At 35.8% G+C, this 15,771-nt stretch carries 15 protein-coding genes and 2 other annotated features; of the genes, 13 read left to right on the top strand and 2 right to left on the bottom strand.

Annotation, left to right across the window (positions count from 1 at the left end; all coding sequences use genetic code 11):
• Positions 1–318 precede the first annotated feature (318 nt).
• Positions 319–666 (bottom strand): hypothetical protein, encoded by a 348-nt coding sequence (locus ACTYA4_RS00090; RefSeq protein WP_443479505.1) that lies wholly within the window; start codon positions 664–666, stop codon positions 319–321.
• 279 nt (positions 667–945) lie between these two features.
• Between ACTYA4_RS00090 and ACTYA4_RS00095 the strand changes: the two genes are divergently transcribed.
• From ACTYA4_RS00095 to ACTYA4_RS00105, 3 genes are all read left to right on the top strand, one after another.
• Positions 946–1,698 carry a DeoR/GlpR family DNA-binding transcription regulator gene (locus tag ACTYA4_RS00095; protein ID WP_443479506.1) on the top strand — a complete coding sequence of 251 codons (753 nt, stop codon included), beginning with the start codon at positions 946–948 and terminating at the stop codon, positions 1,696–1,698.
• A complete protein-coding gene (pfkB, locus tag ACTYA4_RS00100) occupies positions 1,695–2,600 on the top strand; it encodes a 1-phosphofructokinase (protein WP_443479507.1) in 906 nt (301 codons plus the stop codon). The genes ACTYA4_RS00095 and pfkB overlap by 4 nt, the downstream gene beginning before the upstream one ends.
• 71 nt (positions 2,601–2,671) lie before the next feature.
• Positions 2,672–4,546: a PTS fructose transporter subunit IIABC gene (locus ACTYA4_RS00105; protein ID WP_443479793.1), complete on the top strand. Its 1,875-nt coding sequence runs from the start codon at positions 2,672–2,674 to the stop codon at positions 4,544–4,546.
• Between the two features lie 56 nt (positions 4,547–4,602).
• Here the strand turns inward: ACTYA4_RS00105 and ACTYA4_RS00110 are convergent, their stop codons facing one another.
• On the bottom strand, positions 4,603–5,877 hold the full coding sequence (locus ACTYA4_RS00110; RefSeq protein ID WP_443479508.1) for an MFS transporter: 1,275 nt from the start codon (positions 5,875–5,877) through the stop codon (positions 4,603–4,605).
• A 184-nt stretch (positions 5,878–6,061) separates the two neighbouring features.
• Here ACTYA4_RS00110 and ACTYA4_RS00115 point away from each other — a divergent pair, with 184 nt between their 5' ends.
• From ACTYA4_RS00115 to ACTYA4_RS00160, 10 genes are all read left to right on the top strand, one after another.
• Complete coding sequence (locus tag ACTYA4_RS00115) at positions 6,062–6,700, top strand: MOSC domain-containing protein (protein ID WP_443479509.1); 639 nt, start codon at positions 6,062–6,064, stop codon at positions 6,698–6,700.
• A 277-nt stretch (positions 6,701–6,977) separates the two neighbouring features.
• Positions 6,978–7,229: a binding site (T-box leader), on the top strand.
• Between the two features lie 258 nt (positions 7,230–7,487).
• Positions 7,488–7,873, top strand: a binding site (T-box leader).
• 144 nt (positions 7,874–8,017) lie between these two features.
• The gene (trpE, locus tag ACTYA4_RS00120; protein WP_443479510.1) at positions 8,018–9,424 is read left to right on the top strand and encodes an anthranilate synthase component I; all 1,407 of its coding nucleotides are present in this window, start codon (positions 8,018–8,020) and stop codon (positions 9,422–9,424) included.
• Positions 9,405–9,992, top strand: a complete 588-nt coding sequence (locus ACTYA4_RS00125) for an anthranilate synthase component II (RefSeq protein ID WP_443479511.1) — start codon at positions 9,405–9,407, stop codon at positions 9,990–9,992. The genes trpE and ACTYA4_RS00125 overlap by 20 nt, the downstream gene beginning before the upstream one ends.
• Complete coding sequence (trpD, locus tag ACTYA4_RS00130) at positions 9,989–11,014, top strand: anthranilate phosphoribosyltransferase (RefSeq protein ID WP_443479512.1); 1,026 nt, start codon at positions 9,989–9,991, stop codon at positions 11,012–11,014. Before ACTYA4_RS00125 ends, trpD begins: the two co-directional genes overlap by 4 nt.
• On the top strand, positions 11,014–11,790 hold the full coding sequence (gene trpC / locus ACTYA4_RS00135; protein ID WP_443479513.1) for an indole-3-glycerol phosphate synthase TrpC: 777 nt from the start codon (positions 11,014–11,016) through the stop codon (positions 11,788–11,790). The genes trpD and trpC overlap by 1 nt, the downstream gene beginning before the upstream one ends.
• Before the next feature lie 12 nt (positions 11,791–11,802).
• Entirely contained in the window at positions 11,803–12,414 is a 612-nt protein-coding gene (locus ACTYA4_RS00140) for a phosphoribosylanthranilate isomerase (protein WP_443479514.1), read from the top strand.
• A gap of 19 nt (positions 12,415–12,433) precedes the next feature.
• Entirely contained in the window at positions 12,434–13,636 is a 1,203-nt protein-coding gene (gene trpB, locus ACTYA4_RS00145; protein WP_443479515.1) for a tryptophan synthase subunit beta, read from the top strand.
• Positions 13,636–14,430 carry a tryptophan synthase subunit alpha gene (trpA, locus tag ACTYA4_RS00150; RefSeq protein ID WP_443479516.1) on the top strand — a complete coding sequence of 265 codons (795 nt, stop codon included), beginning with the start codon at positions 13,636–13,638 and terminating at the stop codon, positions 14,428–14,430. Before trpB ends, trpA begins: the two co-directional genes overlap by 1 nt.
• 259 nt (positions 14,431–14,689) lie before the next feature.
• On the top strand, positions 14,690–15,223 hold the full coding sequence (locus ACTYA4_RS00155) for a GNAT family N-acetyltransferase (RefSeq protein ID WP_443479517.1): 534 nt from the start codon (positions 14,690–14,692) through the stop codon (positions 15,221–15,223).
• 27 nt (positions 15,224–15,250) lie between these two features.
• Complete coding sequence (locus tag ACTYA4_RS00160; protein ID WP_443479518.1) at positions 15,251–15,757, top strand: GNAT family N-acetyltransferase; 507 nt, start codon at positions 15,251–15,253, stop codon at positions 15,755–15,757.
• Positions 15,758–15,771: the final 14 nt, after the last annotated feature.

The raw sequence follows: 15,771 nt of genomic DNA on the forward strand, positions 1-15,771 counted from the left end.
ATAATAAAAACCACGCAAACATTTGAGTGGATGAAACGATGGCATAAAACAACACCGCTGTCGTTTTATGCCATCGTTTCATCATCTCAGGGGCCCTTTAGAGTATAAAAACGTAAGGAATGGGAAGGTCTCCTAGCTTGTGCAAAAAAAAGTCGCTTCATTGGAAGCGCAAAAGAGACTTTGGATAAATAGAAATTGCAATTACTATATATAGTGATGAAAAGATAAAAATCATCTATATGTTGATTTGATAGTATCATACTATGTATATTATCGCAATTATTTTCTGTTTAAATTTTAAGTTGATCAAACGTATTATTAAAACAATAGAATCATATAAAAGATGACAATAAGAAACAAAGCGAAAAAGCTTATTTTTTTTGTCCATTGAGGTGTAAGCTTTTTGCCTTGTTTCTGTTTTTGGAAGCCAATAAATTGAATCGTATTTTTATAACATACAAATACAAATAGACTAACACCGATATATTGCACAATAAACAATATCATCAAAATAGAATTACCTTGAAAAAAACTTACATCAGGGAAGCTATAACCGGTAATTAATTGAATCAAATGATCATTGATAAAGCCAAAAACAGCAAAAAATAAAATCGACGTTACGATCATTTTTATAAGTTCTAAATAATAATAGGATATTTTTTTCATTTTTTATTAAATCCTTTACTTCAAATTTAAGACAAGCTGATATCTATTATAGGAGAAAAGAGTGGGTAAATTCAAGAAAAGAAACGTAAATAGTGAAGAAAATGAGTTTTACAATATGTAATTTAAATAGTTGAAAAAAACAAAATTCATAAATTATTCACAAACAATCAAAATATGAATTTTTTTGAATGATTTTGAAAGAAAAATATTGTAATTTGAAACCGTTTGCAGTATTATTTTTATAGAGGCATAACACATACTCAAAGAGGATGTGAAAATATGTTAACACCAGAAAGACATCGTTTTATTTTACAATTAATTAAGGAAAGAAATACAGTTAAAACACAGGAACTCGTAGAGAAAACATCCGCTTCTGAGTCGACGATAAGACGAGATCTAACATTTTTAGAGCAAGAAGGTTTTTTGAAAAGAGTTCATGGAGGTGCGTCTAGATTACAAGGGAAACTGACGGAACCTAGCATGAGTGAAAAAACTTTCAAAAACCTTCATGAAAAGAAACAAATTGCATCCTATGCGGCAAATTGTATTGAAGCTGGAGACAGCATTTATTTAGACGCTGGTTCAACAGTGACAGAAATGATTCCATTTCTTGAAAATAAAGATATCGTCGTCGTCACCAATGGATTAATGCATCTGCAGCCATTGCTAGAAAAGGGAATACGCACGTATTTCTTAGGTGGTTATGTGAAAGAGAATACCAAAGCGATGGTAGGTAGAGGAGCCTTAGTTAGTTTAGCAAACTATCGGTTTGATAAATGTTTTATGGGGGTAAATGGTATTCATCCAGAATCGGGGTATACTACACCTGATCAAGAAGAAGCAATGGTAAAAAATTTAGCGATGAAACTTTCGAGAGAAGCATTTGTAGTTGCAGATAACAGCAAATTTTCAGAAGTTTATTTTTCAAAAATTGCCGATTTAAGTGAGGCAGTCATTATTACCAATCATCTTGATGAAACAGCAAGCGACAAGTATTTACGTAAAACTAGAATAAAGGTTGTGAGAGTATGATTTATACATTAACTTTAAATCCTTCTGTTGATTATATCTTGGAATTAGAAACAGTTAACTTGGGAGATTTAAATCGTGTAGGAATTACTAGTAAATTTCCTGGTGGAAAAGGAATTAATGTTTCAAGAGTACTGAATCGAATGGGTGTAAAAAGCAAAGCTTTAGGGTTTGTAGGTGGATTTACGGGTAAATATATCGTAGATCAGCTGCAAAAAGAAAATATCGAAACAAATTTTGTAGAAGTCGAAGAAGATACGAGGATTAATGTAAAAGTAAAAGCAGATGCTGAAACCGAATTAAATGCAAACGGACCTTTCATATCAGCAGAAAAATTTGTGGAATTGAAGCAGAAGATTCGTGAATTAACAACGGATGATTTATTAGTTCTTGCCGGCAGCATTCCATCTACGCTACCAAAAACAACGTATGAAGAGTTAGTGAAGATTTGTCATGAACACAAAATTTCATTTGTTGTGGATGCGGAAGGTGAACTATTAAATAAAGTATTGCCATATCAACCATTTCTTATTAAACCAAATCATCATGAATTAGGTGAACTATTCGATACAATGATAACAAGTGTAGAAGATGTTATTCCATACGGTAAAAAGCTGTTAGAACGGGGAGCTCAAAATGTCATTGTTTCACTAGCTGGTGATGGTGCGGTGCTAATTAATGAGCATGAAACAATCATCAGTACAGTCCCAAAAGGAGAAGTCAAAAGCTCTGTAGGTGCTGGCGATAGTATGGTTGCTGGGTTCCTTGCGAAATATCAGGAAACACAAGATATTCGCGAAGCCTTTCGTTATAGTGTAGCTTCTGGCAGTGCTACAGCCTTTTCGATTGGTTTATGCACAAAAGAGAAAGTAGAAAGTTTATTGCCGCAAGTTGTGATTAAATAAATTGCAGAGCGTCTTAAGCGCATGAACTATGCTTCCAAAGACTGCTCTACTAATTAAAGGAGCGTTGTATGATGAGAATAACAGAATTGTTAACGCAAGAAACCATCCTTTTAAATATAGAAGGAAAACAGAAATTAGATGCAATTAATCAATTGGTTGATCTCCTAAATTCTGCAGGGAGGTTAACGAATAAAGAAGAATATAAAGTAGCCATTTTAAAAAGGGAAGAACAAAGTACGACTGGAATCGGCGAAGGAATTGCCATTCCACATGCAAAAACAAAAGCTGTAAAAACGCCGGCAATTGCATTTGGCCGTTCCACATCAGGTATTGATTATGAATCTTTAGATGGTCAGCCGGCAAATCTTTTCTTTATGATTGCCGCTCCAGACGGTGCAAACAACACCCATTTGGAAGCACTATCAAGATTATCTACTATCTTATTAAAAGAAGATGCTCGTGCTAAATTACTTGCTGCAAAAACGAAACTTGAAGTTGTTGAAATCATTGATAGTTATGATGTAGAAGAGGAAGAAGTAGAGCAAAATATTGCAGACAAAAAGAATTTTATTGTTGCTGTAACAGCTTGTCCAACAGGTATCGCTCACACATATATGGCTGCGGATTCATTAAAAGCAAAAGCAGCAGAGCTTGGTGTTGACATTAAAGTAGAAACAAATGGCTCAGGTGGTGCAAAAAATGTTCTGACTTCAGAAGAAATTGAAAACGCTACCGCTGTCATTGTTGCTGCAGATACAAAAGTGCAAATGGAGCGTTTTAAAGGGAAACATGTCCTAGAAACGCCAGTTGCAGACGGAATTAGAAAACCGCAGGAATTAATTGAAAAAGCACTCAAACAGGAAGCGCCTGTTTATCAAGGTGGCAGTGGCTCAAGCTCCAGAGAAAGCAGCGAAAAAGGAAAAACAGGCATCTACAAACACTTAATGAATGGTGTTTCCAATATGCTTCCATTTGTAGTCGGCGGCGGTATATTAATTGCTATATGTTTTATGTTTGGCTACAATTCTTTTAAACCAGAGGATCCTACGTATAATCAATTTGCTGAAGCGTTAATGACAATCGGAGGAACGAATGCATTTGCTTTATTAGTGCCTGTGCTTGCTGCATTTATCGCAATGAGCATCGCAGATCGTCCTGGATTTGCTCCTGGTATGGTTGGCGGTATGATAGCAGCTTCAAGCGGGGCTGGTTTCCTTGGCGGATTAATTGCAGGTTTCTTAGCAGGGTATGTAGTAGTAGGATTGAAAAAAGTATTATCAACATTGCCTCAAGCTTTAGAAGGTATTAAAACGATTCTTTTATATCCAGTTTTAGGAATATTTATTGTCGGCATGTTAATGTTATACGTCATTAATGATCCTGTTAGTAATATAAATGAAGGTTTAACAAACTGGCTTGCCGGTTTAGGAACAGCAAATGCGGTGTTATTAGGAATCGTTGTCGGCGGAATGATGGCGATTGATATGGGTGGTCCAATTAATAAATCAGCATATGTATTTGGTACAGGATTAATCGCAAACGGCGTATATGAACCAATGGCAGCTATCATGGCTGGAGGAATGGTTCCGCCACTTGCCATTGCATTAGCAACAACTTTCTTTAGAAACAAATTTACAAAACAAGAAAGAGATGCAGGTACAACAAATTATATAATGGGATTATCTTTTATCACAGAAGGTGCGATTCCATTTGCAGCAGCAGATCCACTTCGTGTTATCCCTTCTGTAGCAATTGGTGCAGCAATCACTGGAGGATTATCGATGTTCTTTAATATTGGACTAAGAGCTCCTCACGGTGGAGTATTCGTCATCGGATTAGTTGATGGAAATTGGTTATTGTACTTGTTGTCAATTGTAATCGGTTCTGTTGTAAGTGCTGTTTTACTTGGTGTATTAAAAAAACCAACACAACAAAAAAATAAATAAGCAAACCCCCAAAGGCTTCTGCCTTTGGGGGTTTTTTTAATAGACGATGTCGTTCATTATGTGTTTTTTTGTTGTTTTAAACGAAAAAAGGCGGCAAGTGCGGCAAGTATGGTGATGCCACTTAATAAATAAAACTGAACATGATAAGCGTGTTTAATTAATAAAGCCATACATGGTGGTCCGCTGGCAACACCAATAAACCGCATGGAACTATAAAGGCTTGTAATGGTTCCTTTTTCTTCTTTTTCAATGCCTTCCGTTATTAAAGCATCTAATGGGGGAAGGCTTGCACCAATACCGATTCCTGAAATAGTAAGAAATGTAATGATATACGGTAATTTATTGGTGAAACTGAGGGCGATTGTTCCTATAATAATAGCAATAATTGCAATGAAAGTAATCCATCTCATTACATTTTGATCTTGCTTTATTTTTTTTCCTATGATGAATGAAGTAAGACATAATGCACTTAATGGAATGGCAAGGAAAAATCCTTTTTTAATATTTTTAATGTGATATGTTTTTTCCAATACATCTGAAAAGTAAAACATTTCCGCAAATAGGATAAACATAACAATGGCTCCAATAAAAAAAATAGCATATAGCCAATATTTATCCTTTTTAATTACTTCTCTTACATGTAAAATGAATTTTTTAAATGGTAAAGGCTTTTTTTGATTGGCAGGTGCTTTAACAAAAAAAAGGATTAATAAAATAGAAAATAAACAGAACACTGGTATGGACATAAACGGGATAAACCAAATGATTCCAGCAAGAAATGCCCCAAATATTGGACTTAATACTTTACCAAATGTATTTGCTGTTTCAATAACACCTAATGTACTGCTGACATCTTCTTCTTTTTTAAACATATCCCCAACCAATGGCAATACAATAGGAAAAGCCCCAGCTGCACCGACTCCTTGAAGTGCTCTTCCGAGAAGGATGACCCAATAGCTATTGTCCATCATCCAAGACGCTAAACCTGCAATAGCTCCTCCTATTGCAGTAATAATGAGACTTGGAATAATCACCTTTTTTCGACCGATATGATCAGATAAATAACCTGCTACAGGAATCAACAAAATGGCAACGATTGAGTAGACGGTGATAATCATACTAACTTGGAAAGAAGAAATGGATAATTTTTTTTCAATAGAAGGAAGAACAGGGATAAGCATGCTGTTTCCAAGCGTCATCACAAGTGGGATAGACGCGATGGACAATATCGACATTTTAGAAACCTTCACCTGATCATGATTTGTTTTTTGTTTTGTTTTTTTTACACTAGAAAGATTCATTATATTTTTTTCATCATTAACATGTTCCATTTTTGTTTATCTCCTTGATTTCGGTATGTTATCTTCACTTAATATGTACGAATGGAAGGTAAATTACTAAGAAATTAAAGTGGGAAAAAATGGATCATATTAAATGTAAAACTTTTATAAACGAATATTGCACCATAGTACATATGATAAAATGAATTATCATAAGGAAATGGAGGAAGGATTTTTGAATCAAATTATTGCATTAAGTGTTGGAAAACCAGAAGTTCTCTCTTGGAAAGATAAGACATATTCTACTGCCATTGGAAAAACTAAAATAGAAGAAGTAAGATTGACAGTTAATGGGTTCGAAGGGGATGGGGTTGCAAATCCAGCATTTCATGGTGGTCCTGAGCGTGCGGTTTGCTATTATCCATATGAGCATTATGAAAAATGGGAAAAAGAATATAAGGTTCATTTGTCTCCGCCGGCATTTGGCGAAAATATTTGTACAAAAGGATTTGTAGAAAAGGATACATATATTGGAGACATTTTTTCTTTAGGCAATGCCATTGTTCAAGTGACACAAGGAAGAATTCCATGCTCCACTATTTCGAAATTTAATCATATTGATACGTTTTTACCTAGAATCGTGGAAACGTGTTTTACCGGTTATTTTTTAAAAGTGCTAGAAGAGGGAACGGTTAAAACGGATTCAACCTTTACGTTAATAGAAAGACAACAACAAATTATATCTGTTTGGGACGCTACTCATTTAATATTAATAGATCGGAATAATAAACATGAAATAGAAAAAGTCTTACAATTAGAGGCACTTGCTGTTGATTGGAAAAACAGGTTTGAGAAACTTCTGTTATTAAAATAGGCTGTTTTCTCAAAGTTTGTTGTTATTTACGTAAAAAAATGGGAGAAGAAGTACTCAGCAGACTGAATACACGTAGACTCCTGTGGGAATGCGAGAAAGACGAGACTTAAGCAGAGCGTATGTGACGAGGAGGCTCGACGCTCGACGCTCGACGCTCGCTAAACGGACGAAGTGTATTCAGGCTGCGAATTTAAAAGCAACAATCTATACGAAAACAGCCTTTAAATAAAACCACTTGACTTTTTTCGGAAAATTCATTAATATGGTATCAACATAGTGATCGGCTATGACGAAGAGTAGTAACTTTTATGGAAACTATAGAGAGCTGATGGTTGGTGCAAATCAGTGTCGAAATAAAAGTGAATGGACTTCCGAGCCTCTAAACCGAAACTTTTTTAGAAGTAGGCTTTAGCGAAAGTCTCATCGTTACAAGAGACGGAAATTTTACACCATAGATGTGTATAGATTTCCTTAAAGTGAGCTTATTTTAAGCTAATGAAGGTGGCACCACGGGTTTCTCGTCCTTTTTATAGGAGAGAGCCCTTTTTGTATTTATTAAGGCTGTTTTCTAAAAGTTTGTAGTTTTTGAATAAAAAATAAACATAGCTAAAGCACTGAGCAGCCGGAATACACATAGACTCCTGCGGAAAAAGCGAGAAAGTCGAGACCCCACAGGAGCATAGCGACGAGGAGGCTCGGCACTCGTCCGCGGAAAGCGAAGTGTATTCCGGCTGCGGGGTAAATAAAAACAATCTATACGAAAAGAACGTTTATTAAAAACAAAATAATTAAAACGATGATTAAGAGTAGTATGTTGCTATGTGTTGTTACAGAGAGTCGGTGGTTGGTGTAAACCGATACAACCAGTTAACAGAATGGACTTATGAGTGCGAACTTGAAAACCGTAGTAGAGTTCGTCGGTTTCCGCCGTTAAATGGATAGAGTATAAGAGGGTATGAAATTTTGAAGTTAGACGAGTGTCTAGCTTCAGCGCCTAACCCTTGTGAAAAATAACCATTTGCCTCTGAAAGTAAAAAGCACTTTTTGAGTCAAATGAACATTTTTCTTCAGGACTGTACAAGGCGCTTACGCTTTTCTATTGTACTCGAAAAGAGAGAGTGTTAATGACACTCTAACGTGAGGTGGTACCGCGGTTATATAATCGTCCTCTATCTGAATCAAATTTTAGATTCCAGATAGGGGACTTTTTTATATTATAGGAAATTATAAACGAAACGGAGTTGTGGATAACTTATCGGTTGAGTCCGCATCCAGCTCCAGCGCCTAGCTCTTGGATGAAATAAGGAGGAAATAAACATGCAGCAAACAAAAAATCAATTGTTAATAATAGAGAAGATAGATGGAGATACATTAACACCAATCAGTATTTACCAAAGATTAAAGGGGAACAAGAGATTTTTATTAGAAAGCTCTCTTAAACATGAGAATTCGGGAAGATATTCGATTATCGGCAGTAATCCTGCTTTTGAATTAATTGGAAAAGGATCAAGTTCGGTTATTGTCCGTGGTAGTGAAAAGGAGGAAATAAAGGAAAAGGCATTATCTCTGGTAAAAAAACTATTGCCAAATCAACAGGTTGATTTGCCTTTTCAACTTCCGATAAGTGGTGGGGCGATTGGCTATGTTGGGTATGATAATATTAGGCAATACGAGGATATCGGCGAGGAAGCAAAAGATGAAATAGGAATACCAGATGTTCATTTGATGTTTTTTGAAGATTTAGTGATTTTTGATCATTTAGAACAAACGATTTATTTAGTTGCTACTCCATTAACCGACACAACGACGGAAGAAGATTTAAAAGCGAAAATAGATAGAAGAAAGACGGAATTAACAGCACCTTTTGTAGAAGAAAAAGAAGAGGTCACGTTATCATCATTTCAACCTAGTATTACAAAAGAGGAGTTTATTGAAAAAGTAGAAAAAGCAAAAGAGTATATTCGAGAAGGGGACATTTTTCAAGTGGTTCCGTCTCAGCGAATGTCAGCCAGCATAAATGGCTCAGCGTTTTCTTATTATAGGAAGCTTCGCATAAAAAATCAGTCGCCTTATATGTATTTTTTAGACTTTGAAGATTATGCTGTTGTAGGAAGCTCGCCGGAAAGTTTGATAAAAACAAGCAATGGCAAAATCATTACGAATCCAATCGCAGGAACGAGACCAAGAGGAACAACACAAGAGGGAGATAAAGAATTAGAATTAGACTTATTACAAGATGAAAAAGAGTTGGCTGAACATAAAATGCTTGTTGATTTAGCAAGAAATGATGTAGGGAAAGTAAGTCATTTCGGAAGCGTAAAAGTCGAAAAATATATAAAAGTCGAAAAATACAAGCATGTGATGCATTTAGTATCCGAAGTAAGCGGCAATTTAAAAGATAATTTTTCAAGTGTAGATGCACTCATTTCTTGTTTGCCGGCTGGAACCGTTTCAGGTGCCCCAAAAATAAGGGCGATGCAAATTATTAATGAACTAGAAGGAGTAAAAAGAGGAATTTACTCTGGAGCTGTCGGTTATTTTTCCAATAACGGAAACATGGACTTTGCATTAGCGATCCGCACAATGGTTATAAAGGATAAGACAGCGTATATTCAAGCAGGTGCAGGTATCGTCTATGATTCTGTTCCAGAAAAAGAGTATGATGAAACAATTCATAAATTAAAAGTATTCTTGGAGGGTCAACATGATTTTATTAATCGATAATTATGATTCTTTTACGTATAATTTATTTCAGTATTTAGGAGAATTAGGAGAAGAAGTAAAAGTAGTACGAAACGACAAAATTTCCATTGAAGAAATCAGAAAAATGAATCCAGATCGAATTGTCTTGTCGCCAGGACCTGGCAGACCTGAAAATGCAGGGATTCTCATTAAGGTTATTCAGGAATTGCATCAAGAATTTCCGATTTTAGGAATCTGTCTAGGGCATCAGGGGATAGGATATGCATTTGGCGGAGAAGTTACAAAAGCGGAAAATATTATGCACGGAAAAACATCGTATTTAACGACAACTAATACATCGGTATTTAAAGGATTAGAAGAGCAAGTAGAAGTAATGAGATATCATTCACTCGTGATAAAAAAAGGCACGTTAGCAAAAGAGTTTGATGTTTTAGCTTATTCTGCGGACGATGAAGAAATCATGGCGATCAAGCATAAGGAATACCCGCTGTACGGCTTTCAGTTTCATCCAGAATCCGTTGGAACGGAAACTGGAAAACAACTTTTAACGAATTTTATTCAAGAAACAAGAAAGGAAGTTATCAAATGAAGGAATATTTGCAGAAGTTAATGCGAAATGAATCGTTAACCGAAGAAGAAATGATTGTTGCAGCAAGACAATTATTTTCAGAAAATATTTCCGATAGTGAAATTGCTGCTTTTATTATAGGCTTAAAAATGAAAGGCGAAAAAGTTGACGAAATAGTAGGTATTGTAAAAGCAGTAAGAGAACAAACACTTCCTTTCAAAAATACGGTTACAGGATGCATCGATAATTGTGGAACTGGCGGAGATGGTTCGCAAAGCTTTAATATTAGCAGTACATCTGCTTTTGTATTGGCTGGGGCTGGAATTCCTGTTGCAAAGCATGGAAATCGCAGTATTTCTAGTAAAACAGGCAGTGCTGATGTACTGGAGCATCTTGGCATTAAACTAGACATTTCACCTGAGCAGAATGAAAAACAGCTAGAAGACATCGGCATTACTTTTTTGTTTGCCCAGCATGTACAGCCTAAAATGGGAAGAATTATGAAAGTTCGCAGAGAATTAGGCATTCCAACCATTTTTAATTTAATCGGCCCGTTAACCAATCCGATTAATCTAGAGTCACAAGTGTTAGGTATTTACCGAAATGACTTTACAGAGTTGTTTGCAGAAGTATTGAAAAAATTAGGAAGAAAACGGGCAGTAGTGCTTAATGGAGCAGGCAGCATGGATGAAGCATCCCTGCAAGGCGACAACGAATTGGTTATTTTAAATAACGGCAAGATAGAAAAGAAAATTTTACATCCAAATGATGTGAATCTTCCAGTTTATACGAACGATAAAATACGTGGCGGCGATGCGAAAGAAAATGCGGACATTTTATTGCAAGTATTAAAAGGAGAAGCTGGGGCATATCGAGATACAGTTTTATTAAATGCTGGGATCGGCATCTTTGCAGCCGGAAAAGCAGACTCGATTAAACAAGGTGTACAGCTTGCGAAAGAAAGTATTGATACAGGAGCTGCTTACGGTAAATTGCAAAAACTTGTAGAGAAAAGTAAGGAATTAGAGAAAGCAGGGGTATAATGGGTACGATTTTAGATAAGATTATCGCAGAAAAATATGCGGTCGTTGAACAATTAAATAATAGAAAACAAGAATTAGAGACAGCTTCAAAACATAAGCAAGTATCTTTTTTAAATAAGCTAGCTGCTGCTGATACACTCTCGATTATTTCAGAGTTTAAAAGAGCATCTCCGTCTAAAGGGGATATTAATATCAATTTGGACCCGGCAGTGCAGACAAAAAACTATGAACAGTATGGTGCAGATGCTATTTCTGTCTTGACGGATACACCGTTTTTTAAAGGTAGCTTTGAAGATCTGCAAACAGTCAGATCAACGGTGGAAGTCCCGCTGCTTTGCAAAGACTTTATTATCGATCCTATTCAAATAGACTTTGCCAAGCATTATGGTGCAAACTTAATTTTATTAATTGTTGCAGCATTAGATGATCAAAAGTTAAAAAGCCTATACGATTATGCAATAGAAAAAGACTTAGAAGTGTTGGTAGAAGTGCATAATGAGGAAGAAGCAGAGCGGGCAATTGCAATCGGCGCTCCGCTGATCGGCGTGAATAATCGTAATTTAAAAACATTTGAAGTGTCTTTGGAAACAACAGAGCGACTTGCGCCAATGATTAAAAAAAGCGGCAGCTATTTAGTCAGTGAAAGTGGAATTGCCACGATGGATGATATACAAAGGGTTGTAGCTGCAGGAGCAAATGTGATTTTAGTAGGCGAAACATTTATGAAAAGCGCTAATTTGGAGTCTACATTAAAAGAAATGAAAGTGAAATTATAAGGTTGTGGAAAAATGACAGCAAAAATTTGTGGGATTACGAATAAAGACGCCGCATTATGTTCCGTTAAGCATGGTGCAAAAGCGGTTGGTTTTGTTTTTGCAAAAAGCAAACGAAAAATTAGTCCGGAAGATGCAAAAGAAATTATTGCAGAATTGCCGGGAGACATATGGAAAGTCGGTGTTTTTGTGAATGAGTCAAAAGAAAACATCGACGAGATTGTCAAAGTTTCCGGCATCAATGTCATTCAGCTGCATGGCGATGAAACGAGTGAATTTGCAGCACAGTTTTCACTGCCTGTAATAAAAGCTTTTAGCATTCAATCTGAAGCAGATTTACAAACAGTTGTAGATTTTACATGTGATTATGTGCTATTGGACAGTCCGAGAGAACATTACCATGGCGGTAATGGCAAAACATTTGATTGGAACATAATAAAAGATTATGATTTTAATGGAAAAAAAGTAATCCTGGCTGGTGGACTTCATAAGGACAACGTAGAAACAGCACTAAAAACGGTAAAGCCTTATATGGTCGATGTAAGCAGCGGTGTAGAAACAGAAGGAAAAAAAGATTTGCTGAAAATCGAAGAGTTTTTAAATAAAGTAACTGTACGTAATCAGTAATTAGGAGGATTTACAAATAATGACAACAAACTATTCGTTTCCAGATAAAAAAGGTCATTATGGCATTTATGGTGGAAGATATGTACCAGAGACATTAATGCATGCCGTAACAGAACTGGAAAAAGCCTATGTAGAAGCAACTAACGATCCTGACTTTCAAGCAGAGTTGGATTATTTATTAAAAGATTATGTTGGCAGAGAAACACCATTATATTTTGCAGAAAACTTAACGAAACATGCAAATGGTGCGAAAATTTATTTAAAAAGAGAAGATTTAAACCATACAGGTGCACATAAAATCAACAACTCTATTGGGCAAGCGCTGCTGGCTAAAAGAATGGGCAAAAAGAAAGTTGTCGCAGAAACTGGCGCGGGACAGCATGGAGTTGCTACTGCAACGGCTTGTGCACTATTAAATTTAGAATGTACGATTTTTATGGGAGAAGAAGATATTCGCAGGCAAAAATTAAATGTGTTCAGAATGGAAATGCTTGGTGCAAAAGTGGTTGGCGTTACTTCTGGAAGTGCTACATTAAAGGATGCTTGTAATGAAGCATTGCGTTATTGGGTGACGAATGTTTTAGATACTCATTATATTTTAGGCTCTGTATTAGGTCCGCATCCTTTTCCAATGATGGTCAGAGATTTCCAAAGTGTTATCGGAAAAGAATCAAAACAGCAATATTTGTTAAAAGAAAACAAGCTTCCAGATGCAGTTGTTGCTTGCATCGGCGGGGGAAGCAATGCAATGGGCATGTTTTATCCTTTTATTGAAGACAAGGATGTAAAAATGTATGGTGTAGAAGCTTCAGGGCACGGTCTTCATACAGAAAAACATGCTGCTTCTTTAACAAAAGGAAAACCAGGTGTTCTTCATGGCTGTTATATGTATTTATTGCAGGATGAGGATGGGCAAGTCCAAGAGGCTCATTCTATTTCAGCAGGATTGGATTACCCAGGCATTGGGCCGGAGCATAGTTATTTACATGATATTGGGAGAGTGCAATATGAATCTGTCACAGATGATGAAGCATTTGAGGCATTGCAATTATTATGTAAGCTAGAAGGAATTATCCCGGCGTTGGAAAGTGCTCATGCGATTGCCCATGTGCTTAAATTAGCTCCAACGATGCGTGAAGACGAAGGTATTGTTGTGTGTTTATCTGGAAGAGGAGATAAAGATGTGAACACGGTAATGGAAAAAATGGGAGTGAACGAATAATGATAACAATTGCAGAAGCTTTTGCACAAGTGAAAAAAAACGGCGATAAAGCATTTGTGCCATATATAATGGCAGGTGATGGCGGACTTGAAAGTTTAGAAGAAAAAATCAAGTTTTTAGAGAACGCAGGTGCAACAGCAATTGAAGTTGGAATCCCTTTCTCTGATCCAGTTGCAGATGGTCCAATTATACAGGCAGCCGGTATTCGAGCACTTAAAGCAGGAACAACATTAAAAAAAGTGTTTGAAACAATTTCGTCATTTAGAGCGTCTACCTCTATTCCACTTGTATTTATGACATATATTAATCCTATTTTATCTTATGGAATAGAAGCATTTTTTCAAAGTTGTAACAAAGCAAATATTAATGGAATTATTGTTCCTGATTTGCCGATTGAAGAAGAAGAAATACTGCTGCCGTTTGCTGAAAAATATCAAGTGGAAATTGTTCGTCTTGTAACTTTAACAAGTCCAATTGATCGAATTGAAACAATCGCGAAAAAAGGAAATGGTTTTCTTTATGCCGTGACTGTTACAGGAATAACTGGTGCAAGAACATCTTTTCAAGAGCATTTAGGCCAACATTTATTAAACGTAAAAGAAGTAAGTGCCATTCCTGTTTTAGCTGGATTTGGAATATCTACACCAGAACATGTGAAAAGTATGACACAATATTGTGACGGAGTAATTGTTGGCAGCAAAATAGTAGAACTTTTTGATAAAAATGATCTGGAAGGAATTAAAAACTTAATTGCTGCAAGCAAAAAAGTAGGCATAGAACAAAGAAGTTTATAAATTTTAGATGTAAAAGAATGAGATGACCTAAAAAGCATGATAGCCATCTTCCTTACCATTCTAATAGAAATGGAAAGGAAGAGAACGCAGCTTTACAGGCAAATCTCATTCTTTTTTTATGGTGGCTTCGTAAAAAATCTAAGAGAATGGCCAATTTGTTTATAATTAAAAAGTTTTTAGAAAAATATGAAATTAGTAAAAAAAGAAGCAGGGGGAATGGAAAATTTCTAGAATTACAATAAAGATGAAGGGGGGAAAAGTGATGAACCTAAATGTCATACAAATAACAAAGGTGGAACCATACCTAAAGGAATTAACAAAACTTTTAATAAATGTGGTAGATCAAGGTGCTTCAATCGGATTTTTAGCGCCGCTTGATGAGAAAGAAGCACTTTATTATTGGGAAACTGTACAAAAAAATCCCGATATCTTGCTGTGGATTGTAAAAGAACAACAATCTGTAATAGCAACCGTACAATTACACTTAAATAATAAACAAAATGGGAAACATCGAGCAGAAATAGCAAAACTAATGGTAGTTCCTTCGTATCAGAAAAAAGGAATTGGCAAAATGCTGCTGCAAGTAGTTGAAGAGGCAGCTGAAAAAAACGATAGACAATTGCTTGTACTCGATACAAGGGAAGGCGATCCTTCCAATAAACTGTATCAATCGTTTGGTTTTATAGAAGCAGGGAAAATTCCGAAATATGCGTTAAGTTCTGATGGGAATTTATCAGCTACGGTGTTTTATTATAAGTGGTTAAAAGAAGAACAGCTAATAGTTCCTGTGTAAAACATCTAGATGAAGTGTGGTGGAAGGATGGACATACGAGCGTTAACAGCAAAAGATGCTAAATCATATTGGCAATTAAGACTGAAAACATTAAAACAAAATCCAAATGCTTTTTTAGTTACAGTAGAGGAAGAAGAAAACAAAGCACAGCCGATAAAAAAAGCAACAATTCAATTAAAAGATCCTTCTCGGTTAACATTAGGTGCTTTTTATCAGAATCAATTAATCGGCGCAATTACATTGCAAAGAGAAGTATATACAAAGATTAAACATAAAGGGAGTGTTCTGTCTTTTTTTGTGGAAAAGGATTATAGGGGAAGAGGGATAGGACGGGGGTTGTTAGAAAAGGTTATTTCCATTGCAAAACTGTATCATATTGAACAGCTTTTATTAAGCGTTGTAGCTACAAATGATAATGCAATTCAATTATACGAGTCGCTAGGTTTTACTGCTATGTGTTTAGAAAAAAGAGCGTTAAAAGTAAATAATCAATATTTTGATGAACTACATATGGTATTATTTTTTAATTCGTAATGGATAGAGGTGTA

It is taken from the genome of Niallia yueguangensis, assembly GCF_052663115.1.